Source organism: Streptomyces sp. NPDC012510 (assembly GCF_042955065.1).
Lineage (GTDB): Bacteria > Actinomycetota > Actinomycetes > Streptomycetales > Streptomycetaceae > Streptomyces.
This window is the reverse complement of sequence record NZ_JBIBEN010000022.1, coordinates 33,068-54,505: the sequence shown is the minus strand read 5'-3', so window position 1 is coordinate 54,505 and position 21,438 is coordinate 33,068. Positions and strand designations below refer to the sequence as shown.

19 protein-coding genes are annotated in these 21,438 nt (G+C 70.2%); 7 read left to right on the top strand and 12 right to left on the bottom strand.

Annotation, left to right across the window (positions count from 1 at the left end):
• Window positions 1–50: 50 nt before the first annotated feature.
• From ACFY9I_RS32765 to ACFY9I_RS32755, 3 genes are all read right to left on the bottom strand, one after another.
• Complete coding sequence (locus ACFY9I_RS32765; protein ID WP_391008177.1) at window positions 51–2,162, bottom strand: SpoIIE family protein phosphatase; 2,112 nt, start codon at window positions 2,160–2,162, stop codon at window positions 51–53.
• A gap of 343 nt (window positions 2,163–2,505) precedes the next feature.
• Window positions 2,506–3,195 carry a DUF402 domain-containing protein gene (locus tag ACFY9I_RS32760; protein WP_391008175.1) on the bottom strand — a complete coding sequence of 230 codons (690 nt, stop codon included), beginning with the start codon at window positions 3,193–3,195 and terminating at the stop codon, window positions 2,506–2,508.
• A 114-nt stretch (window positions 3,196–3,309) separates the two neighbouring features.
• Complete coding sequence (locus ACFY9I_RS32755; RefSeq protein ID WP_391008173.1) at window positions 3,310–4,695, bottom strand: aspartate ammonia-lyase; 1,386 nt, start codon at window positions 4,693–4,695, stop codon at window positions 3,310–3,312.
• Window positions 4,696–4,884: 189 nt separating this feature from the next.
• On the opposite strand from ACFY9I_RS32755, the gene ACFY9I_RS32750 reads away from it, so the two are divergent.
• The gene (locus tag ACFY9I_RS32750) at window positions 4,885–5,592 is read left to right on the top strand and encodes a hypothetical protein (protein WP_391008171.1); all 708 of its coding nucleotides are present in this window, start codon (window positions 4,885–4,887) and stop codon (window positions 5,590–5,592) included.
• A 269-nt stretch (window positions 5,593–5,861) separates the two neighbouring features.
• Here the strand turns inward: ACFY9I_RS32750 and ACFY9I_RS32745 are convergent, their stop codons facing one another.
• Window positions 5,862–7,529, bottom strand: a complete 1,668-nt coding sequence (locus ACFY9I_RS32745; RefSeq protein ID WP_391008170.1) for a FumA C-terminus/TtdB family hydratase beta subunit — start codon at window positions 7,527–7,529, stop codon at window positions 5,862–5,864.
• A gap of 204 nt (window positions 7,530–7,733) precedes the next feature.
• Between ACFY9I_RS32745 and ACFY9I_RS32740 the strand changes: the two genes are divergently transcribed.
• Window positions 7,734–8,456 carry a DUF1707 domain-containing protein gene (locus ACFY9I_RS32740; protein ID WP_391008168.1) on the top strand — a complete coding sequence of 241 codons (723 nt, stop codon included), beginning with the start codon at window positions 7,734–7,736 and terminating at the stop codon, window positions 8,454–8,456.
• 174 nt (window positions 8,457–8,630) lie between these two features.
• Window positions 8,631–9,008 carry a WhiB family transcriptional regulator gene (locus ACFY9I_RS32735; RefSeq protein WP_391008166.1) on the top strand — a complete coding sequence of 126 codons (378 nt, stop codon included), beginning with the start codon at window positions 8,631–8,633 and terminating at the stop codon, window positions 9,006–9,008.
• 179 nt (window positions 9,009–9,187) lie between these two features.
• Here ACFY9I_RS32735 and glpX read toward each other — a convergent pair whose 3' ends face one another.
• Window positions 9,188–10,222 carry a class II fructose-bisphosphatase gene (gene glpX / locus ACFY9I_RS32730; RefSeq protein ID WP_391008164.1) on the bottom strand — a complete coding sequence of 345 codons (1,035 nt, stop codon included), beginning with the start codon at window positions 10,220–10,222 and terminating at the stop codon, window positions 9,188–9,190.
• Window positions 10,223–10,347: 125 nt separating this feature from the next.
• Between glpX and ACFY9I_RS32725 the strand changes: the two genes are divergently transcribed.
• Complete coding sequence (locus ACFY9I_RS32725; RefSeq protein WP_391008162.1) at window positions 10,348–10,866, top strand: DUF4245 family protein; 519 nt, start codon at window positions 10,348–10,350, stop codon at window positions 10,864–10,866.
• 120 nt (window positions 10,867–10,986) lie between these two features.
• Here ACFY9I_RS32725 and ACFY9I_RS32720 read toward each other — a convergent pair whose 3' ends face one another.
• The 3 genes from ACFY9I_RS32720 to xseA all read right to left on the bottom strand — a co-directional run bounded on the left by ACFY9I_RS32720 (window position 10,987) and on the right by xseA (window position 13,242).
• Window positions 10,987–11,577 carry a malonic semialdehyde reductase gene (locus ACFY9I_RS32720; protein WP_391008160.1) on the bottom strand — a complete coding sequence of 197 codons (591 nt, stop codon included), beginning with the start codon at window positions 11,575–11,577 and terminating at the stop codon, window positions 10,987–10,989.
• A 140-nt stretch (window positions 11,578–11,717) separates the two neighbouring features.
• Window positions 11,718–11,999: an exodeoxyribonuclease VII small subunit gene (locus ACFY9I_RS32715; protein ID WP_391008158.1), complete on the bottom strand. Its 282-nt coding sequence runs from the start codon at window positions 11,997–11,999 to the stop codon at window positions 11,718–11,720.
• Between the two features lie 10 nt (window positions 12,000–12,009).
• On the bottom strand, window positions 12,010–13,242 hold the full coding sequence (gene xseA / locus ACFY9I_RS32710) for an exodeoxyribonuclease VII large subunit (RefSeq protein WP_391008156.1): 1,233 nt from the start codon (window positions 13,240–13,242) through the stop codon (window positions 12,010–12,012).
• Window positions 13,243–13,548: 306 nt separating this feature from the next.
• Here xseA and ACFY9I_RS32705 point away from each other — a divergent pair, with 306 nt between their 5' ends.
• Together ACFY9I_RS32705 and ppgK are read left to right on the top strand one after the other, a co-directional pair.
• Window positions 13,549–14,559, top strand: coding sequence for a 4-hydroxy-3-methylbut-2-enyl diphosphate reductase (locus tag ACFY9I_RS32705; protein ID WP_391008154.1), 1,011 nt, complete (start codon window positions 13,549–13,551; stop codon window positions 14,557–14,559).
• A 142-nt stretch (window positions 14,560–14,701) separates the two neighbouring features.
• The gene (gene ppgK, locus ACFY9I_RS32700; protein WP_391008152.1) at window positions 14,702–15,448 is read left to right on the top strand and encodes a polyphosphate--glucose phosphotransferase; all 747 of its coding nucleotides are present in this window, start codon (window positions 14,702–14,704) and stop codon (window positions 15,446–15,448) included.
• Here ppgK and ACFY9I_RS32695 read toward each other — a convergent pair.
• On the bottom strand, window positions 15,445–16,005 hold the full coding sequence (locus ACFY9I_RS32695) for a DUF6542 domain-containing protein (protein ID WP_391008151.1): 561 nt from the start codon (window positions 16,003–16,005) through the stop codon (window positions 15,445–15,447). The genes ppgK and ACFY9I_RS32695 overlap by 4 nt on opposite strands.
• A gap of 433 nt (window positions 16,006–16,438) precedes the next feature.
• Here ACFY9I_RS32695 and ychF point away from each other — a divergent pair, with 433 nt between their 5' ends.
• The gene (gene ychF, locus ACFY9I_RS32690; RefSeq protein WP_391008149.1) at window positions 16,439–17,527 is read left to right on the top strand and encodes a redox-regulated ATPase YchF; all 1,089 of its coding nucleotides are present in this window, start codon (window positions 16,439–16,441) and stop codon (window positions 17,525–17,527) included.
• A gap of 40 nt (window positions 17,528–17,567) precedes the next feature.
• Here the strand turns inward: ychF and ACFY9I_RS32685 are convergent, their stop codons facing one another.
• The 3 genes from ACFY9I_RS32685 to ACFY9I_RS32675 all read right to left on the bottom strand — a co-directional run bounded on the left by ACFY9I_RS32685 (window position 17,568) and on the right by ACFY9I_RS32675 (window position 21,385).
• On the bottom strand, window positions 17,568–18,383 hold the full coding sequence (locus ACFY9I_RS32685) for a substrate-binding domain-containing protein (protein ID WP_391008147.1): 816 nt from the start codon (window positions 18,381–18,383) through the stop codon (window positions 17,568–17,570).
• Between the two features lie 226 nt (window positions 18,384–18,609).
• Window positions 18,610–18,828, bottom strand: a complete 219-nt coding sequence (locus ACFY9I_RS32680; protein ID WP_391008145.1) for a hypothetical protein — start codon at window positions 18,826–18,828, stop codon at window positions 18,610–18,612.
• 268 nt (window positions 18,829–19,096) lie between these two features.
• Window positions 19,097–21,385: a heavy metal translocating P-type ATPase gene (locus tag ACFY9I_RS32675; RefSeq protein WP_391008143.1), complete on the bottom strand. Its 2,289-nt coding sequence runs from the start codon at window positions 21,383–21,385 to the stop codon at window positions 19,097–19,099.
• Window positions 21,386–21,438: the final 53 nt, after the last annotated feature.

Genomic DNA, 21,438 nt, shown 5'->3' with positions numbered 1-21,438 from the left:
CGAGCCCGCGCTCACGCCGAAGCCCCCACGGCGCTCCCGCGAGCCCGCGCTCACGCCTGGTTGAGCTCGAACCAGACGACCTTCCCCGCGCTCAACCGCGTGGCCCCCCACCGCTTCGCCAGCCGATTGACGAGGTAGAGCCCACGGCCCCCCTCATCCGTCGCCCGAGCCTGCCGGATCCGAGGCAACTGCGGCACGTCGTCGGTCACCTCGCACCGCAGCACATCCGTCCGCAGCAGACGCAACGTGACCGGCCGCGTCGCATACCGCACCGCGTTGGTGACGACCTCACTGATGAGCAGCTCGACCGAGTCGGTCAACTCCTCCAGCCCCCACCGCGACAGGGCGTGCCGGGCAAGCCGACGAGCCCGCCCCGGAGCCATCTCCTCCGGTTCCAGGAACCAGTACGCGACATCGCTCGGAGCGATCCCGTCGAACCGCGCGGCGAGCAGCGCGATGTCGTCGTCCCGGTCGCCCGGGCCGAGCATGTCGAGGACCTCGTCGCACAACGCCTCCAGCGGCGGCGGATGGTCGGGCCCGGTCAACTGCGCGGTCGCGGCCAGCTTCTCCCGCAGTTGCTCTATCCCCGTCCACACGTCCCTGAGCCGGGACTCCACCAGCCCGTCGGTGTACAGCAACAACGTGCCACCGGCCGGCGCGTCCAGCTCCACCGCCTCGAAGTCCACCCCGCCCACGCCGATCGGCGCCCCCGGCGGCACCCGCAGCACCTCGGCACGCCCGCCCAGGTGCAGCAGCACCGGCGGCGGATGCCCGGCGTTGGCGATGGTGATCCGGTGCGACACCGGGTCGTACACCGCGTACAGACAGGTCGCCATCCGGTCCGTGCCGAGTCGCTGCGCCTGCTCGTCGAGGTGGTGCAGCACCTCCTGCGGCGGCAGATCCAGTCCGGCCAGCGTCTGCGCGGTCGTCCGCAACTGCCCCATGATCGCGGCGGACGTCATGGAGTGCCCCATGACATCACCCACGACCAGCGCGACCCGGCTCCCCGGCAGGGGAATCGCGTCGTACCAGTCACCGCCGACCCGGGCCGTCTCGGCGGCCGGCAGATACCGGTGCGCGAGACGGACCCCGGTACAGCGCGGCAGCGCCTCCGGCAGCATCGTGCGCTGCAACTCGTCGGCGATGTAGGCCTCACGGCCGTACAGCACGGCCTTGTCGATGCCGAGCGCGCTGTGCGTGGCCAGCTGGGCGGCGACCAGCAGATCGTCCTGCTCGAACGCCATCCGCTCCGGCCCGCGCAGGAACACGGCCGCGCCGATCACCCGGCGGCGGCCGCGCAGCGGCGCGAGGATCGCCCGCTGACCGGTCGGCACCGTCAGTTCGGCGTCCGGGCCCAGCAGTTCCGGCAGCGCGTCGTGTGCGGCGGGCGCGTCCGCGAAGACCGGACGCACGCCCCGCAGCACCTCGGCGAGGGCCCCACCGGGCCGTACCTCGCACTGCTCGGCGGTGACCACCGCCAGATCGACGGGCTGCTCGGGCGGGAGCACGGGCAGAAAACCGCCCTCGGTGTCCCGCTCCTCGGGGATCCGGTCGGTGCGGCGCAGCCGCAACACCATGGGCCCCGTGGGCCGCTCGTCCCCGACCGGCAGCGGCTCGCGCAGATACACCAGGATCGCGTCCGAGAACGTCGGCACGGTGGCCCGGCACAGACCCATCACGATCTCGTCCAGGTCGATGCCCCGGGCGATCCGCCGGGTCGCGGCGCCCACGAAGCGCAGCCGGTCGCCGTCGCGCCGCATGGGCATGGGGGCGCCCGGCGGCACTCCCTGCCCGCTGCGCCGCTCCAGACCGCCACCGGCACCCCCGGACCGGTCCGGCTCACCGCCGGGCTGCGCCGGGATGGTCTCCGGCGCGGGACGCGGACGGTGCGGATCGGGCTCGGTGGCCGCGGGCTGGGAGTGCTCGGACAGTGTCGGCTGGGCGTGCTCCGACGGGGCCTGTCCGCTCTTCGCGCACGGGGCGGGAGTGCCCTGTTCGGCCGGCGCGTCACCCATGCGTGCCTGTGTGGGTAAAGCCGTGGCGGGGGCGGTGCGCATCGGCTCCTGGGTACGCAGGAGCGCCCCGCGGGGATCCGTGGGGCCGGCGCCGCTCTGCGGGCGCTCGTGTGAGGTGGGGTGCTCCGTCACGCGTGTCGAATCCATCCGTCCGGGACTGCGCGTCGTGTGCGCAGTGCGTCCCGCATACCCGAAACTTCGTTCCGCAGAAAGGCCGATACCCGGATTACGTGTCCTGGGAACGGAATTCCCGCGTGGTCAGAGGCAGTTCCTGTGCCACACACGGTACCGGCGGACCCGTCGGACGACAGCACCGACCGCCGGTCCGACTGTCTCCGGCTCGTACCGGTGTAGCCCTCGTACCCCTTGATCACGTCCTGCCGCCCCTCGGTGACGTACGGTCAAGCACTGCGTGAACCGCGTGAGTTGCCCCGGCACGCCCTTGTGGAGGACGATCCTACGGTTGTGGCCCGGGGGCGCATCAAGGGTCTCATGAGGACAAGTGCGCGGGCGTACGGTCCCAGTCGTCGGGGAGAGACGGTACTCCCCACGCCGGATCCGGGCGCCAGTGCTGCCAGCCGTCCGCGAACGGGGAGCCCCACGCGCGGATCGTCTCCACCGCGGAACGCCCCGCCTCCCGCACCCGCTCGGCGGTTCGAGCGTCCATCAGACCGTCCTGCTGAGCCTGTGCGAACTCGTCCTCGTCGCGCCAGTCCCAGGACCGGTCCGGATAGACGCAGATGTCAAGGAAGTGATCCTCGGAGTCCACACCGCCGTCCCAACGGGCCAGCGGCGCCTCCAGGTTGACGTACCAGTTCTTGAAACGCCAACCCGGCTCCCAGAACAGCCACACCGACCAGGGCTCGCCCGGCCGCGCCAGCTTCAGCACACCCGTGCCGAGCCACCGGCCGCGCCGCACGTCACGCGCCTTCTTGTAACGGGACTCCAGTGGTTCCGCGCTCACCGAGCCGCCGTCCGCCATCACGGGCTTCACACACTCGGTGTTGGAGGCCAGCCACACGGCCAGCAGATCCTCGTCGTCACGCACGACGGTGACGGGGCGCGCGATGTGGAAGGTTTCGCCGGCGTTCTCCCTGTAGCGCCACAGGATCTGACTCCCGGGCTCCCAGAACCCCGCCCCGCTTGCTTCCACTCGTCTCACCACTCCGTCATCTCCCATGCACAGATATTAGATGTCATGCGCATACGACGCTGCGGTGCCTGTCGTGGTTCACGCCTTGACGGGAATCGGTTACTAGCGTGACACCCGAGGCGGCCGGAATCCGTCGCTCCGTCACGGCCGTGTCATCCGCAGGACATCCAGCGCCTCGTCGAGTTGCTCCGCCGTCAGATCGCCGCGCTCCACGTACCCGCTCTCCAGGACGACCTCCCGGATCGTCCTCCGCTCGGCCAGCGCCTTCTTGGCGACCTTCGCGGCCTCCTCGTACCCGATGTACTTGTTGAGCGGGGTGACCACCGACGGCGAGGACTCCGCGTACTCGCGGGCCCGTTCCCGGTGGGCGACGATCCCGTCGACGGTCCGGTCGGCCAGCAGTCGGGAGACGTTGGCGAGCAGCCGGATCGACTCCAGGACGTTCTTGGCGATGACCGGCAGCATGACGTTGAGCTCGAAGTTGCCGGACGCGCCCGCCGTGGTGACGGTGGCGTCGTTCCCGGTGACCTGCGCGGCGACCATGAGCACGGCTTCCGGGATCACCGGGTTGACCTTGCCGGGCATGATCGAGGACCCGGGCTGGAGGTCGGGGAGGGAGATCTCCGCGAGGCCCGTGCGCGGTCCCGACGCCATCCACCGCAGGTCGTTGGCGATCTTGGTGAGGGACACGGCGACCGTACGGAGCTGACCGGACGTCTCCACGATCCCGTCCCGCGCTCCCTGCGCCTCGAAGTGGTTCCGTGCCTCGGTGAGCGGCAGTCCGGTGGTCCGGGCGACCTCCGCGATGACGGCGGCGGAGAACCCGGGCGGTGTGTTGATGCCGGTGCCCACGGCCGTACCGCCCAGGGGCAGTTCGGCGAGGCGGGGCAGCGAGGCCTCCAGCCGTTCGATCCCGTACCGCACCTGGGCCGCGTACCCGCCGAACTCCTGGCCGAGAGTGACCGGTGTGGCGTCCATGAGGTGGGTACGACCGGACTTCACGACGTCCGCGAACTCCTCGGCCTTCCGCTCCAGAGCCGTGGCCAGATGCTCCAGGGCGGGGATCAGGTCACGCGTCACGGCGGCGGTGGCGGCGATGTGGATCGAGGAGGGGAAGACGTCGTTGGACGACTGCGAGGCGTTGACATGGTCGTTGGGATGAACGCCCCGGCCCAGCCGCTCGCTCGCCAGGGTGGCGATGACCTCGTTGGTGTTCATGTTCGACGACGTCCCGGAGCCGGTCTGGAACACGTCCACCGGGAAGTGCTCGTCCCAGCGCCCCTCCGCGACCTCCGCGGCCGCGTCCTGGATCGCCTCGGCGATGTCCTTGTCGAGCACGCCCAGTTCGGCGTTCACCTTCGCCGCGGCCTCCTTGATCCGGGCCAGGGCCTCGATGTGGGCGCGCTCGATGCGCTGCCCCGACACGGGGAAGTTCTCGACCGCCCGCTGTGTCTGCGCCCGCCACTTGGCGTCCGCCGGCACTCGGACCTCACCCATGGAGTCGTGTTCGACGCGGTAGTCAGTCATGTCCGGTACAGCGTCCCGGCCGCCCGTGATGTTCCCGGCCGTACGCCTTGTGGGTGAGGGGCGGTGAGGGGTGGTGAGGACGATGCCCGCGCGCCGATGTCATGGGCGTGCAGTACCGTCACCGGGACGTGAGTCCGCCGTACGAAGAGAGAACGTGCATTGAGAAGAGCTGTCATACGCCGGTCCTGTGTGGCCGGTGTCGCCGCCCTGTCGCTGACCCTGCTGGCCGCCTGCTCCGACTCCGGCGAGAGCGGGGGCGACACGGGCAAGGGCGGCTCCGAGGCGCCGGCCCTCTCCGCCGCCGACCTGGAGAAGGCGGTGATCAAGGACGGGGACGTCGACGGCCACAAGGTCGCCGAACCCACCGCCACCATCGACCGGAAGGATGTCAAGCCGGGCAGTGACGCTTGCGCACCGGTCGCCTACGCCATGGTCGGCAGCGTCGTGGACGAGCCGTCCGCGACCGTACAGCGCGAGACCTCCGCCGAGATCGACCCCGCCAAGGCCGCCAAGAGCGGCGGCACCTCGGGCCTCGACGTCACCCGGGTCCTGCTCCGCCTGTCCGCGTACGACGGTGCGGCAGCCCGGACCGTGATGAAGTCCCTCGCCACCTCGGCCGAGGCCTGTGCGAACGGGTTCAAGGTCACGGTCGACGGCACGGCCCAGGACGTGACCAAGGTCTCCACGGCCACCGCCCCGCAGGGCGCCGACGAGGCCATCGCACTCGACTACCTCAGCGAGGCCGAGGGCACCAAGATCCCCATGAAGGTCGTCGTCTTCCGCAAGGGCGGCACCCTCGGCTACTTCACCGCCATCAACATCGCCTCCGCCGCCACGGGCAAGGACTTCGAGTTCCCGGCGGAGGTCGTGAAGGCCCAAATGGCGAAGCTGTCATAAAACCCCACCGAACCACCTGCAGGGGCCGCCGGCATCGCACCCGCCGGCCCCTGGACCGCCGGTGATTCGCCGGCCAGGTACGTCACGTCGCCCGGCCACATCCAGCCCGTCCGGCGTTCGAGGACGAGCCCGAAGGGCGACAGCGGGGCCCGGGGCGCAGCCCCCGGAAGTGGTCCGCGGCCGAAGGGGCGGCGCCCCTGGGGAGGGGAACGGGTAGGGGCGGCGGGGGCGAGAAAGCCCCCGACCGCCCCGAAACCCCGCGTGACTCCCTACGCCGGCCCGGGCCCCCGCACCGGAATCGACGTGAACGTGGGCGCCGGCGCCGGGTCCTTGAAGAAGTCGTTCCCCTTGTCGTCGACCACGATGAACGCGGGGAAGTCCGCGACCTCGATCTTCCAGACGGCCTCCATCCCGAGCTCCTCGTACTCGACGACCTCGACCTTCTTGATGCAGTCCTGCGCGAGCCGGGCGGCGGGGCCGCCGATGGAGCCGAGGTAGAACCCGCCGTGCGTGCCGCACGCGTCGGTGACCTGCTGCGACCGGTTCCCCTTCGCCAGCATCACCTTGGAACCGCCCGCCGCCTGGAACTGCTCGACGTAGGAGTCCATGCGTCCGGCCGTGGTCGGTCCGAAGGAGCCGGACGCGTACCCCTCGGGCGTCTTCGCCGGGCCGGCGTAGTACACCGGGTGGTCCTTCAGGTACTGCGGCATCTCCTCGCCCGCGTCCAGCCGCTCCTTGATCTTGGCGTGCGCGATGTCGCGCGCCACGACCAGCGGCCCGGACAGCGAAAGCCGCGTCTTCACCGGGTACTTGGTCAGCTCGGCGAGGATCTCGTCCATCGGCTGGTTGAGGTCGATCCGCACCACGTCCGACGACTCGTCGAGGTGCTCGTCCGTCGTCTCCGGCAGGAACCGCGCCGGGTCCGTCTCCAACTGCTCCAGGAACACACCCTCGGCGGTGATCTTGGCGACGGCCTGGCGGTCGGCCGAGCAGGACACGGCGATCGCCACGGGGCAGGAGGCGCCGTGCCGGGGCAGCCGCACGACCCGCACGTCGTGGCAGAAGTACTTGCCGCCGAACTGGGCGCCGATCCCGATCTTCTGCGTCAGCTCGAAGACCTTCTCCTCCAGCTCCTTGTCCCGGAAGCCGTGTCCGAGCGGCGACCCCTCCGCCGGGATCTCGTCCAGGTAGTGCGCGGAGGCGTACTTGGCGGTCTTCAGCGCGTACTCGGCGCTCGTGCCGCCCACGACGATCGCCAGGTGGTACGGCGGACAGGCGGCCGTACCCAGCGAACGGATCTTCTCCTCCAGGAACTTCATCATGGAGGCCTCGTTCAGAACGGCCTTCGTCTCCTGGTACAGGAACGACTTGTTGGCCGAACCACCGCCCTTGGCCATGAACAGGAACTTGTAGGCGCCGCCGTCGGTGGCGTACAGCTCGATCTGCGCCGGCAGGTTCGACCCGGTGTTCTTCTCCTCCCACATGGTGAGCGGAGCCATCTGCGAGTAGCGCAGGTTCAGCTTGGTGTAGGCGTCGTAGATGCCCCGGCTCAGGGCCTCCTCGTCGCGTCCCTCGGTCAGCACGTTCTGCCCGCGCTTGCCCATGACGATCGCCGTGCCGGTGTCCTGGCACATGGGCAGTACGCCCGCGGCCGCGATGTTCGCGTTCTTCAGCAGGTCCAGGGCGACGAACTTGTCGTTGCCCGACGCCTCGGGGTCGTCGATGATCCGGCGCAGCTGCGCGAGGTGCGCCGGGCGCAGGTAGTGCTGGATGTCGTGGACGGCCTCGGCGGCCAGCTTGCGCAGCGCCTCCGGCTCCACCTTGAGGAACGTGCGCCCGTCGGCCTCGAAGGTGGAGACACCCTCGGAGGTCACCAGCCGGTACGGAGTGGTGTCCTCTCCCATGGGGAGCAGATCGGTGTACTCGAACTCAGGCATCGGTGCCCATTCCTCACTAGACAGGCTGTTCTCACAGGCGCGCCCCTTCGGTGCACTCACCGGCGGCGGCCGGGCTCCGTCGGGGGCGTCCCCAGCGTAGAACCTGGCGGGGAGGCCGGGCTTGTGAGGTAAGGCTCAGTTCGTCGCCCACGAGGTTGTCCACACCCCTAGTCGCGATCTATCGCGAGTGGGTACTCTGCTGTCGTGGACCTTCACAAGCGCCCCACCCAGGAACCGCCGTTGCCGTCCGCCGAGCTGCGCGCCTCCGACGCCGACCGTGACCGGATCGCCGACCTCCTGCGCGACGCCCTCGCCGAGGGCCGCCTCACCGCCGGGGAGCACGCCGAGCGGGTCGAGGGCGTGCTGGCCGCCAAGACGGTGGGTGAGCTGGATGTCTTCGTGCGGGACCTGCCGGCCGGTCAGGCCCGCAAGCCGAGCCGGGCGTATGTGCCGCCGGTCTCCTCGGTGCCCAACCGCCCGACTCCGGGGGCCATTCCGATCGATCCCGACGAGCGTCTGATGGCCGTCTTCAGCGCCTCGATGCGCAAAGGGCGCTGGCGGGCCGGCCGCCGCATCCACGCCTACGCGATATTCGGCAGCGTCGAGATAGACCTCAGCGAGGCGCTGTTCGAACACCGCCAGGTGATGATCAAGGCCGTCTCGGTCTTCGGCAGCGTCGAGATCCGCGTCCCGGAGAACGTCTCGTTGCGCGGAAGCGGCGCCGGCATCCTCGGTAACTTCGAGGTGCACGCGCTGGATTCGGGTGAGACCGACGCACCCGTGGTCTACGTGGACGGGTTGGCCGTCCTCGGGAGCATCGAGGCGAAGCCCAAGCGGGGCAAGGTGATCGCCGATCTCCTGGGCAGGGTGACGGACCACGTCTCGCGCAAGGTGGACGATCATTTGCGCAAACACCAGGATCGTTGACGCTTGTGAATTCGACCATGCCCGGACGCGGGCCGAAGGGCCCCGGTCCGGTTGTGGTCGCGGGGTGAGGGCGCGGAATTCCAGCGGATCGGGACTCAGTGCATAGGCCCGCGCACAGCGGGTAGGCCTTGCTGCATCGTCTCTCGCTCGCGAAGCCGTCGTCAGGAGTAGACCGTGCTGCATCCGCCGCATTCGTCCCTGCAGGTCGCTGCCGTGCCGCCCCAGCGGGTGCCAGTGCGCGACAGGGACCAGGACGCCCCGTGGCACACGGAGGCCGTGTGCCGGCGTGACGAGGCCGGGCTGTTCTTCGCCCCCTCCAAGGAACCCACCGCGGCACGGCTCTCCCGTGAAGAGGCCGCCAAGCGCGTCTGCGCCCGTTGCCCCGTCATGGTCGAGTGCCGAGAACACGCACTCCTGCAACCCGAGCCCTATGGAGTCTGGGGCGGCCTCACCGCGGCCGAACGCCGAGTGGTCCTGGCCCGCAGGCGCCGTCGGGATGTGGAGTTGCAGAAGGCCGCCAGGACGACGGGCACCATAGCCGCGGCCGGCTGACGCCCCTACGCACCCGCGAGGGCGCCCTCTCCGCACAAAGAGGGCGCCCTTTCGGCTTGGGCTTTTCAAAGGCGCGGGACCGTATCCGTATGCGGCTCCGCCGCGCGGGCGCGACCAGCCACGTACGACGCGCAGCCGACGGACGGTCGAGGCACCCCTCTCCTTCGGTGTGCCGGGAGCTACTTGGCCTTCTCGAAGTCGATGGAGCTGTAGGCCCGCAGCTTGCTCAGCCGATGCACCGAGTCGATCCGCCGCACCGTCCCCGACTTCGACCGCATCACGATGGAATCGGTGGTCGCGGTCTCCGACCGGTACCGCACCCCACGGAGCAGCTCACCATCGGTGATCCCCGTGGCCACGAAGAACACGTTCTCCCCGGACACCAGGTCATCGGTCGTCAGCACGCGGTCGAGGTCGTGCCCCGCGTCCACCGCCCGCTGCCGCTCCGCGTCGTCCTTCGGCCACAACTTGCCCTGGATCGTGCCGCCGAGGCACTTCACCGCACAGGCGGAGATGATGCCCTCGGGCGTACCGCCCACCCCGAGCAGCAGATCGACGCCCGTTCCCTCGCGCAGTGCCAGGATCGAGCCCGCGACATCCCCGTCGGAGATCAGCTTGATCCGCGCCCCGGCTTCCCGGATCTCCTTGATGATCCCTTCGTGTCGGGGCCGGTCCAGGATGACCACGGTCACATCGTCCGGCGCGGACCGCTTGGCCTTGGCGACCCGGCGGATGTTCACCGACACCGGCGCGTCGATGTCGACGAAGTCCGCCGCCTCGGGCCCGGTGACCAGCTTGTCCATGTAGAAGACGGCCGACGGGTCGAACATCGTCCCCCGGTCGGCCGCCGCCAGAACGGCGATCGCGTTGGTCATGCCCTTGGCCGTCAGCGTCGTACCGTCGATCGGGTCCACGGCGATGTCGCACTCCGGGCCGGTGCCGTCACCGACGCGCTCGCCGTTGAAGAGCATCGGAGCCTCGTCCTTCTCGCCCTCCCCGATCACGACGACGCCGTTCATCGACACGGTGGAGACCAGCGTCCGCATGGCGCGCACCGCCGCTCCGTCCGCCCCGTTCTTGTCCCCGCGGCCGACCCAGCGGCCCGCGGCCATCGCGGCCGCCTCGGTCACCCGTACGAGCTCCAGGGCGAGGTTCCGGTCGGGGGCCTCGGAGGGGACTTCGAGCTCGGACGGCAGATGATTGTTCTCGGTCATCGGAGCGCACCTTTCTGATACGACGACGGCCGGATGAGGGTTCCGCTCGACTCTATCGTCAGTCCGACAAAATGAGCAGGGGACCCCACGGATGAGCGGGCCACCGCACCTGCGACGATGAGGGTGTGGCAGGTACGAAAGGCAAGCAGACCGTTCGCGACATGGTCCTCTCCCTGGGGCTCATCATGCTGGCGGCATGGGTCATCTATCTCTTCATCCCGCACGACGAGACCGAGCAGGAGCTCAAGCGTGTCGACTACCGCGTCGAGCTGCTGACGGCGCGTCGCGCGGCCTCCTATCCGGTGGCCGCGCCCGAGGGTCTGCCCGAGACCTGGAAGGCGACCTCCGTCCGCTTCCGCGGAGACCAGTCCGACCGCTGGCACCTCGGGTTCCACGACCCCGACGGCCAGTACGTGGCGATCGAACAGTCCGCCGAGAAGCCGTCCCGGTTCATTCCGGACGCCACCGAGAACGCGAAGAAGACCGAGGCCACCCAGAGGATCGGCGACGAGACCTGGACCCGGTACGAGGGCGACCGCTACGACGCCCTCGTCCTGGAGCACGAGGGCTCCACGACCGTGGTCGCGGGCTCGGCGTCGTTCGACCGGCTGACGAAGATGGCCGAGGCGCTCAAGACGGAGTGACCGTGCGGGGCGTGAGCCCGTGTCGGACGCCACCGGCGGGTGACGCGCGCGACGTGAACGGAAGAAGGGCCCCGGCGGCGATGCCGGGGCCCTTCGTCGCGACTGCTGTCCTACGCGCACTCAGACCGTGGTGACGACCTCGTCGAAGCCCAGGCGCGGGGAGCGCGGGTGGGACGCGCCCTCGCCGGGCCTGCCGATGTTGACGATCATCAGCGGGGTGTGGTCGCCGTCCAGGAACTCCTTCTGGACACCGGCGTGGTCGAAGCCGGTCATCGGGCCGGCGGCCAGGCCCGCGGCGCGGACGCCGATGATGAAGTACGCGGCCTGGAGGGCGGCGTTCATTCCGGCGGCGGACTCGCGCGCCCCCCGCTCAGCGAAGAAGAGGTCCTTGGCCTGCGGGAACGCCGGGAACAGGGACGGCAGCTCCTCGTGGAACTCGTTGTCCGCGGCGAGGATCGCCACCAGCGGGGCGGAGGCCGTCTTGGCCTGGTTGCCCTCGGACATGTGCGGCACCAGACGCTCACGGGCCTCGGCGGAGCGGACGAGGACGATGCGCAGCGGGGTCTGGTTGAAGGCGGTCGGACCGTACTTGACCAGGTCGTAGATCGCCTGCACCTGCTCCTCGGTCACCGGCTCGTCGGTGAACGTGTGGGCGGTGTGCGCCTCACGGAACAGCAGGTCCTGGGCGGAGGGGTCGAGAACGAGAGACATGAGACAACCTTCTTGCGGCATCCGGTGTAGGTCCTCGACCCTACGCGAAGGAAGTTCAAATTTCAACTAAAGATGTGGGTGGAGTGGGGTGATCTACTTCTCACAAGGCGGCACGGGCGAGCAGACCGACCGGATGGTCGTCACCCGGCGCGACCGCCCCCCTCACGCTCCTCGTCCTCCTCCGCCAGCGCCGCGTCCAGCCGCGCCCGCGCCCCGTCCAGCCAGCGCCGGCAGACCTTGGCCAGCTCCTCGCCGCGCTCCCAGAGGGCGAGGGACTCCTCCAGCGTCGTACCGCCCGCCTCCAGTCGCCGGACGACCTCGATCAGCTCGTCCCGCGCCTGCTCGTACCCGAGGGCGCGGTCGGCCTCGGAGGACACGGTCGCCTCGGTCGTCCCGTCGGCCTCGCTCACGTTGCTGGTCATGCGGCCCACCCTATGCGTCCCCTCCGACAGTCCCGGCCCCGTCGGCCCGGACGGTGAACTCGCCCTCGGCCACCCGCGCCCGCAACGGCTCCTCGGGCGTGACCTCGCCCGGCGCCCGGACCACATGGCCGTCGGCCTTCTGCAGCACCGCGTACCCCCGCTGGAGTGTCGCCGCCGGGGAGAGGGCCACCACACGGGCGTGCGTGTGCGTCAACTCCGAGACCGCGCGGTCCAGATGGTGCCCGAGGCAACGCCGGCCCCGGTCCAGCAGCGAGGCCACCTGGTCGGCACGCTCGTCGATCATGCGGTGCGGATCCTCTATCGACGGGCGCGCCAGGGCGTGCGCGAGCCCGCGCTCCTCACGCTCCACGAACGCCTCCACACACCGCCGCGCGCGGTCCCGCAGCCACCGCACCCGCTCGTACTCCTCGCCCACGTCCGGCACGACCTTCTTGGCCGCGTCGGTCGGCGTGGACGCCCGCAGGTCCGCCACATAGTCCAGCAGCGGGGTGTCCGGCTCATGACCGATCGCCGACACCACCGGCGTACGACAGGACGCCACCGCCCGTACGAGCTGCTCGTCGGAGAACGGCAGCAGGTCCTCCACGCTGCCGCCGCCGCGCGCCACGATGATGACGTCCACGCCGTCCAGCTCGTCCAGCTCCTTCACCGCCTGCACCACCTGCGGCACCGCGTGCACACCCTGCACGGCGACGTTGCGCACCTCGAAACGGACGGCCGGCCAGCGGTGCCGCGCGTTCTCCAGCACGTCCCGCTCGGCCGCCGAGGCCCGGCCGCAGACGAGCCCGACGAGCTGCGGCAGGAACGGCAGCGCCTTCTTCCGTTCGGTCGCGAACAGCCCCTCGCTCGCCAGGGACTTCTTCAACTGTTCCAGCCTGGCCAGCAGTTCACCGACCCCCACCGGCCTTATCTCGGTCGCCCGCAACGACAGCTGCCCGCGCGGCGCGTACCACTCGGGCTTCGCCAGGACGACGACCCGCGCGCCCTCGCTCACCACATCGGCCACCGCGTCGAACACCTGGCGGAAACAGGTGACGCTCACGGAGATGTCGTGCGACGGGTCCCGCAACGTGAGGAACACGACCCCCGCGCCCGGGCGCCGCGACAACTGGGTGATCTGCCCCTCCACCCACACCGCGCCGAGCCGGTCGATCCAGCCGCCGATGAGCCGGGAGACCTCGCCGACGGGGAGGGGTGATTCGGCCGACGTGTTGAGAGCCATGCGCCGAGCGTAGCGGGGGGTGCCGACAAAGCCGCCGACGAGCGCGGGAGGGGGTGGGGGTGGGGGTGGGGGGTGACTGTGCGTCGGCGGGTGCGGATGGTTCGTGGCCGTTCGCGCAGTTCCCCGCGCCCCTGAAGAAGCAGGGCTGCGCCCCTGCCTTTGCGGCGCCAAAGGACCGTAGGCCTAAGGGTCGCCGGGAACTGCGCGAGAAGCCCCACGCACCCGCACCCGCACCCGCCCAACGACCCGTCCCTCACCTCCGTCCCGCCATCTCGTGGCGAAGGCCGCGCCAGGGCACCCCCTACGATGGAAGACATGACCGCTTCGCCTGGCCGCCGCCGTGTCCTCCTCGCCGCCCCGCGCGGCTACTGCGCGGGTGTCGACCGTGCCGTGATCGCCGTCGAGAAGGCCCTGGAGCAGTACGGGGCCCCCATCTACGTCCGCCACGAGATCGTCCACAACAAGTACGTCGTGCAGACCCTGGAGAGGAAGGGCGCCATCTTCGTCGAGCAGACGGAGGAGGTCCCCGAGGGGAACATCGTGATGTTCTCCGCGCACGGCGTGGCCCCGACCGTCCACGAGGAGGCCGCGCGCGGCAAGCTCGCCACCATCGACGCGACCTGCCCGCTGGTCACCAAGGTCCACAAAGAGGCCATCCGGTACGCCGGCGAGGACTTCGACATCCTCCTGATCGGGCACGAGGGCCACGAAGAGGTCATCGGCACCTCCGGTGAGGCACCGGACCACATCCAGCTCGTCGACGGCCCCGGCGACGTCGCCAAGGTCGAGGTCCGCGACCCCTCCCGGGTCGTCTGGCTCTCCCAGACCACGCTCTCCGTCGACGAGACGATGGAGACGGTCGGCGCGCTCAAGGACAAGTTCCCGCTGCTCGTCTCGCCGCCCAGCGACGACATCTGCTACGCCACGCAGAACCGTCAGCTCGCCGTGAAGCAGATGGGCGCCGAGGCCGAGCTGGTCATCGTCGTCGGCTCCCGCAACTCCTCCAACTCCAAGCGCCTCGTCGAGGTCGCCAAGCTCGCCGGGTCCCGTGAGGCCTACCTCGTGGACTTCGCCAGCGAGATCGAGGAGGCCTGGCTGGAGGGTGTGGAGACGGTCGGTGTCACCTCGGGCGCCTCCGTCCCGGAGATCCTCGTCGAGGAGGTCCTGGAGTGGCTGTCCCAGCGCGGCTACGAGGACGTCGAGCTGGTCAAGGCCGCCGAGGAGTCGATCACCTTCTCCCTGCCCAAGGAGCTCCGCCGCGACCTGCGCGAGGAGGCGGCCTCCCTGGTCGCCGAGCGCACCGGACAGGGCGCCTGACCCCCTGACCACCGCGTACGGCCCCGGAGCGTGTGAAGGTTCCGGGGCCGTACGCGTTCGAGCCCGTGAGGATTCCGGCCGTCGGCGGCGGTCGGCTCCCCTCGCGTCCGTGACTGTCAGTCGTACGACGTAACGTAGGGCCATGCACATCTTCGGCGTGGACATCGGTGGTTCCGGGATCAAGGGTGCTCCCGTGGACCTTGACCTGGGCGACCTGGCGGACGAGCGGCACAAGGTACTGACCCCGCACCCGGCGACGCCCGACTCGGTGGCCGACGGGGTCAAGGAGGTCGTCGAGCACTTCGGCTGGACCGGGCCGGTCGGCATCACCTTCCCCGGCGTGGTCACCGGCGGCGCCACGATCCGTACTGCGGCCAACGTCGACAAGAGCTGGATCGACGTCGACGCGCGCGCCCTGCTGAGCGACCGGCTCGGCGGCCTGCCGGTGACCGTGGTCAACGACGCGGACGCGGCGGGCGTCGCCGAGGTCCAGTTCGGCGCGGGGCGCGACCGTCAGGGCACGGTCATCCTGCTCACCTTCGGCACGGGCATCGGCAGCGCCGTCTTCTCCGACGGCGTCCTCGTCCCCAACACGGAGCTGGGCCACCTGGAGCTGAACGGCCACGACGCCGAGACCCGCGCCTCCACCAAGGCCAAGGACGACCACGAGCTGACCTGGGAGCACTGGGCCAAGCGCGTCACCAGGTACCTCGCCCACGTCGAGATGCTCTTCTCACCCGAGCTCTTCATCATCGGCGGCGGCGTCAGCCGCAAGTCCCAGAAGTTCCTCCCCCTCATCGAGGGCATCCAGGCGGAGATCGTCCCGGCCCAGTTGCAGAACAACGCGGGCATCGTGGGCGCGGCGATGCGGGCGGCGAAGGCGTACTAGAGGGCCGTTCGGCGGGGCTGGGCCGGGGGCCTCGGAGGGCGAGGACCGAGCGGGTGGCTGTCGTGCAGGGGCCGGGCCTGGGCACCAGGCTTCCGCACCTGCCCCTGCACCTCCACCCAACCCTTCCCCCCGTTCCTCTCCCCGGCCTCCCCAGCCCTCTCCTTCTCCCTCTCCCACTTCCGTTCGGCCGCTCGCCGGGCCATCAGCCGGACCTTGCGGACGGTCACGATCACCCCGGCGACGAGCGTGCCGCCGTAGAGCCAGCCCGCCTGCATGGCGAGGGTGGTGACGAGGGCCATCAGGTGGTCGCCGAGTCCGCCCTCGCCCTGGGCGACCAGCGGCAGACCGGCAGCGAAGGCGATCGGTACGACGACCGGGGCGCCAGCCAGGTCACAGGGCCGCACCCACACCGCGGTCAAGGCGCTGACCACAAGGAACAGCATTCCGTACAGGGCAGGGGACGCGTCGAACAGCAGCCTGCCGAGGCCGGCCGCCACGAACATCGCCACCCCGCAGAACAGCCCGCAGCCCAGCCCGGTGAGGCGTGGTTCCGGCATCCCGCGCACGGCCCGCGCGACGCGCCGCACGGCTCGAACCGGAAGCGGCACGGGCCCGCGCACGACCGGAGCACGACGCGGGTCCCCCACGCCGGGGCGCCGACCCTCTCTGTCCGCCTGCGGTGGAAGGGGCGTGGTGCCGCGCCGCGGCCCGGTCCGAGGGGGATTCGGCGGGTACGTCCTCTGCTGCTGCTCCACTCGTCCAACCTAGGTCGGTTAATGTGCCGAACGGGTTCACAGACACGCCGCCGAGCGGACCTTGGCCAAGCGTTCGATACCTCGCCGGGGCGTGTGCCGGTACGCCGTAAACTGGGGGATCGGCCGGCCCTCCGGCCGCTGGGGCGCGATCCGCCGGACAGGCTCCGGGCCGGCCCCAGGCCCAGCCGCTCCAGCCCCGGCCGCCTGGCCCTCCTACATACGGGAAGTCGCAAACGTGTCGCTCACGATCGGAATCGTCGGTCTGCCCAACGTCGGCAAGTCGACCCTGTTCAACGCCCTGACCAAGAACGACGTGCTGGCGGCCAACTACCCGTTCGCCACGATCGAGCCGAACGTCGGCGTCGTGGGCGTCCCGGACGAGCGCCTGGCCAAACTGGCCGAGATCTTCAGCTCGCAGAAGATCCTCCCGGCGACCGTCGACTTCGTCGACATCGCGGGTATCGTGCGCGGCGCCAGCGAGGGCGAGGGCCTCGGCAACAAGTTCCTCGCGAACATCCGCGAGTCGGACGCGATCTGCCAGGTCATCCGTGCCTTCCAGGACGAGAACGTCGTCCACGTCGACGGCAAGGTCTCGCCCAAGGACGACATCGAGACGATCAACACCGAGCTGATCCTCGCCGACCTGCAGACCATCGAGAAGGTCCTGCCGCGCATCCAGAAGGAGTCGCGGATCAAGAAGGACGTCGCGCCGAAGGTCGCCGCGGTCGAGGCCGCCAAGGAGATCCTGGAGAAGGGCGACACCCTCTTCTCCCAGGGCATCGTGCAGGGCTCCGGCAACGAGGAGCTCCTTCACGACCTGCACCTGCTCACCACCAAGCCGTTCCTGTACGTCTTCAACGTCGACGAGGACGAGCTGACCGACGAGGACTTCAAGAACGAGCAGCGAGCCCTGGTCGCCCCCGCCGAGGCGATCTTCCTCAACGCCAAGCTGGAGGCGGACCTCGCCGAGCTGGACGAGGCCGACGCGATGGAGCTGCTGGAGTCGGTCGGCGCCGAGGAGCCGGGCCTCGCCACCCTGGCCCGTGTCGGCTTCGACACCCTCGGCCTGCAGACCTACCTCACGGCCGGCCCCAAGGAATCCCGCGCCTGGACCATCAAGAAGGGCGCGACGGCCCCCGAGGCGGCCGGTGTCATCCACACCGACTTCCAGAAGGGCTTCATCAAGGCCGAGGTCATCTCCTTCGCCGACCTGGTGGAGACCGGCTCGGTCGCCGAGGCCCGCGCCAAGGGCAAGGCGCGCATGGAGGGCAAGGAGTATGTGATGCAGGACGGGGATGTCGTGGAGTTCCGCTTCAACAACTGAACTCCACCACGTCGCTGAAGTGGTGGAGTTCAGCGCAGAATTACAAGCAGCCAAACGGGGCCGGGACGCATATGTTCCGGCCCCGTTTGGCGATCGTCAGCGTGTCCGGCCTGTGCCCTTCGAAGGCCCCTCCGCGCTTTCCTGGTCGCTGGGGATAGCAGGCGGTGGGGCTGTGGTCCCACGGGGAATGAGATGCGTGGGCAGGACGATGTGCCGGCCGTGGTCCGTCTCGGGATCGTTGATGAGTTCCAGGGCCAGTTCGAACGGCGGCGCGGCCCATGTCGGAGGGCGACTGGGCGACGGTGGACAGGTCGAGCCACTCGGCCATCAGCTGGTCGTCGAATCCGAGGACGGAGATCCTTTCGGGTACCTCGACCTGTACAGTGCGCAGGGCCGAGACGACAGCCGCGGCGAGTTCGTCCTGCTCGGCGAAGATCGCGGTGGGTGGTTCGCGCAGGCTCAGCAGGCTCCCGATGGCCTGGGTGGTGCCGCGCTTGTCGCGGGGCGGGGTCGTGACGACCAGATCGTCGTCCAGTGGTATGTCGGCCTCGGTGAGCGCCTGCCGGTAGCCGAGGAGGCGCTCACGAGAGCTGAAGGTGAAGCCGCGGGCGTTGACGGTGTGGGCGAAGGCGATCCGGCGGTGTCCGAGGTTGATCAGATGGCGGGTGGCCTTGCAGGCGGCGGAGACGTCGTCGACGTAGACGCTGGGCCGGCCTTCGACGTGCTGGCTGATGGAGATGACCGGCATGCTGAGATCGTCGAGCCGGGTGGTCTCCTCCTTGGTGAGGTCGAAGCAGAAGACCAGTAGCGCGTCCGCGTTGCGCCGGGCCGGCAAGCGCTCGAAGAACTCCGCCACGCGGTGAAGGTGCTCAAGCCGTCCGTGACAGCGGCAGCCGGAGGCAGCGCATTCCGTTGCCGTCCCTGGTGGCCGGCCGGTGTATCGGAAGATCTCGGATGCCGGGCTGCCTGCGTATGTCAGGGCGGCGTTGTGGTCGGCGATGTCGCAGCCCTTGGCCGTCGGGAATCGAAGGTGCAGCCGCCCGGATGCGGTGCCGGAGGCGTCGAACCAGAGTCGGCATCCATTAGGCTTGGGCCTTTCCGTGGGGGACGAGCCGCCAGCCTCGGGCGACGAGTTCCCGGATGTCGCGGATGGCTTGCTGGTCGCTGAGGTCGGCGTCCTGCTGGTAGACGGTGCGGCGGACCTTCGCGTCAGAGAATGCGGGCAGCAGGGCGTAGACGGCCCGTTCGTCCAGGCCGGCTGCCTCGATGCCTTCGACCAGGCGGGTCCGGGCCCGCGACATGACATCGAAGCGGCGCTGGGCCTGCTGGGCCTGCCGGTGGTGTGCGGTCAGGCAGAACCGGAGCCAGGGCCGGGTGTCCCGGCCCTGGCGCCCACTCCACTTGCGTCCCTCTGTTTCGAACGTCAGGCCAGTAGCGGCATGCGCTGTGCAGCGGGGCTCCGCGGGTGTGTACGACAGGGCTTCGTTCGGATCGCCGTCCTTGGCGGCTCCCGGTCTGTTCGCCCCGGTCTGTTCGCCCCGGTCTGTCAGCCCCTCTGTTCGACCCGGCCTATGTGAAGGACCGCAGGCGCAGGCTGTTGGTGACGACGAAGACCGATGAGAAGGCCATCGCGGCTCCGGCGATCATGGGGTTGAGCATGCCGAGTGCGGCGAGCGGCAGGGCCGCGACGTTGTAGCCGAAGGCCCAGAACAGGTTGCCCTTGATGGTGGCCAGGGTCCTGCGGGACAGGCGGATCGCGTCGGCGGCCACCCGCAGGTCACCTCGTACGAGGGTCAGGTCGCCGGCCTCGATCGCCGCGTCGGTGCCGGTGCCCATCGCCAGGCCCAGGTCGGCGGTGGCGAGCGCGGCCGCGTCGTTGACGCCGTCGCCCACCATGGCCACCGTACGGCCTTCCTTCTGCAGCCGTACCACCACGTCGACCTTGTCCTCGGGCAGGACGTCGGCGATCACCTCGTCGATGCCGACGGCCCGAGCGACCGACTCGGCGACGAGTTGGTTGTCGCCGGTCAGGAGGACGGGCTTCAGACCGAGTCCTCGCAGTTCCTCCACCGCGGCGGCGCTGGTCTCCTTGATCGCGTCGGCGACGGTGAGGACGCCGCGTGCCTCGCCGTCCCAGGCGACGGCGACCGCTGTGCGTCCCTCGGCCTCTGCCGCGGCCTTGGTCCTGGCCAGCTCGCTGGGCAGTTCGATGGCCCACTCCTTCAGGAGCTTCTCCCGGCCCACGAGTACGGAGTGCCCGTCCACGACGCCCTGTACGCCGAGGCCGGCCACGTTCGCGAAGCTCTCCGGTACCGGCAGGCTGCCGGCCCGGTCCTCGGCTCCGGCCGCGATGGCCCGGGCGATCGGGTGTTCCGAAGCATGCTCCAGGGCGCCTGCCAGGCGGAGCAGTTCGCCCTCGTCCACGCCCGGTGCGGTGAGGACGTCCTGGAGTTGCATCCGGCCCGTGGTCACCGTGCCGGTCTTGTCCAGGACGACGGTGTCCACGCGACGGGTGGACTCCAGGACCTCCGGGCCCTTGATGAGGATGCCGAGCTGGGCTCCACGGCCCGTACCGACCATCAGCGCGGTCGGCGTGGCCAGTCCGAGCGCGCACGGGCAGGCGATGATCAGGACGGCCACGGCGGCCGTGAAGGCGGCGGCAGCGTCGCCCGTGGCGCCGAGCCAGGCGCCGAGGGTGGCGGCGGCGATGAACAGGACGGCGGGGACGAAGACGCCGGAGATACGGTCGGCGAGGCGCTGCACCTCGGCCTTGCCGTTCTGGGCGTCCTCGACCAGCCTCGCCATCCGGGCGAGCTGGGTGTCCGCGCCGACGCGGGTCGCCTCGACGACGAGCCGGCCCCCGGCGTTCACGGTCGCGCCGGTCACGGCGTCCCCGACGGTCACGTCCACCGGCACGGACTCGCCGGTCAGTGTCGAAGCGTCCACGGCCGAGGCCCCGTCGACCACCGTGCCGTCGGTCGCGATCTTCTCCCCGGGGCGTACGACGAAGCGGTCGCCGACCGCCAACTGTGCGACAGGGACGCGTACTTCCTTGCCGTCCCGCAGTACCGAGACGTCCTTGGCGCCCAGTTCCAGCAGCGCTCGCAGGGCCGCGCCGGCCTTGCGCTTGGACTTCGCCTCCAGGTAGCGCCCGATGAGGATGAACGTCGTGACACCGGCCGCGGCCTCCAGGTAGATGGAGGAGGAGCCGTCCGAACGGGCGATCGTGAACTCGAAGCCGTGCCGCATGCCCGGCATGCCCGCGTCGCCGAAGAACAGTGCCCAGAGCGACCAGCCGAGCGCGGCGAGCGTGCCGAGGGACACCAGGGTGTCCATGGTCGCGGCGCCGTGCCGGGCGTTGGTGAACGCGGCCTTGTGGAAGGGGAACGCGCCCCAGACGACGACCGGTGCGCCCAGCGTCAGTGACAGCCACTGCCAGTTGTCGAACTGCATGGCCGGGACCATGGCCATCAGCACGACCGGCACCGACAGCGCGAGCGACCCCAGCAGACGCTGCCGCAGCGAGAGCAGCTCCCTGTCCACCGCGGGGCCGGCCGCCCGGGCGTCGTCGCCCCCCTCGGCGGTCGGCGGGGCGGGCGGAGGCGGCTCCTCGGCCGTGTAGCCGGCCTTCTCGACGGTGGCGATGAGGTCGGCGACACCGATCCCGTCCGCGTAGGAGATCTTCGCCTTCTCGGTGGCGTAGTTGACGGTCGCCGTGACGCCGTCCATGCGGTTGAGCTTCTTCTCTATGCGGGCCGAGCAGGAGGCACACGTCATGCCGCCGATGGAGAGCTCGACCTCGGAGGTGGGCACGGATGCCGGGCCGTGCGGTCTCGTATCAGGAGCCGCGCTTGTCATGGGAGGTTCTCCTGGGGTTGGCCAGGGCGGCCGGCCGCCCTGGCAGCGGGATC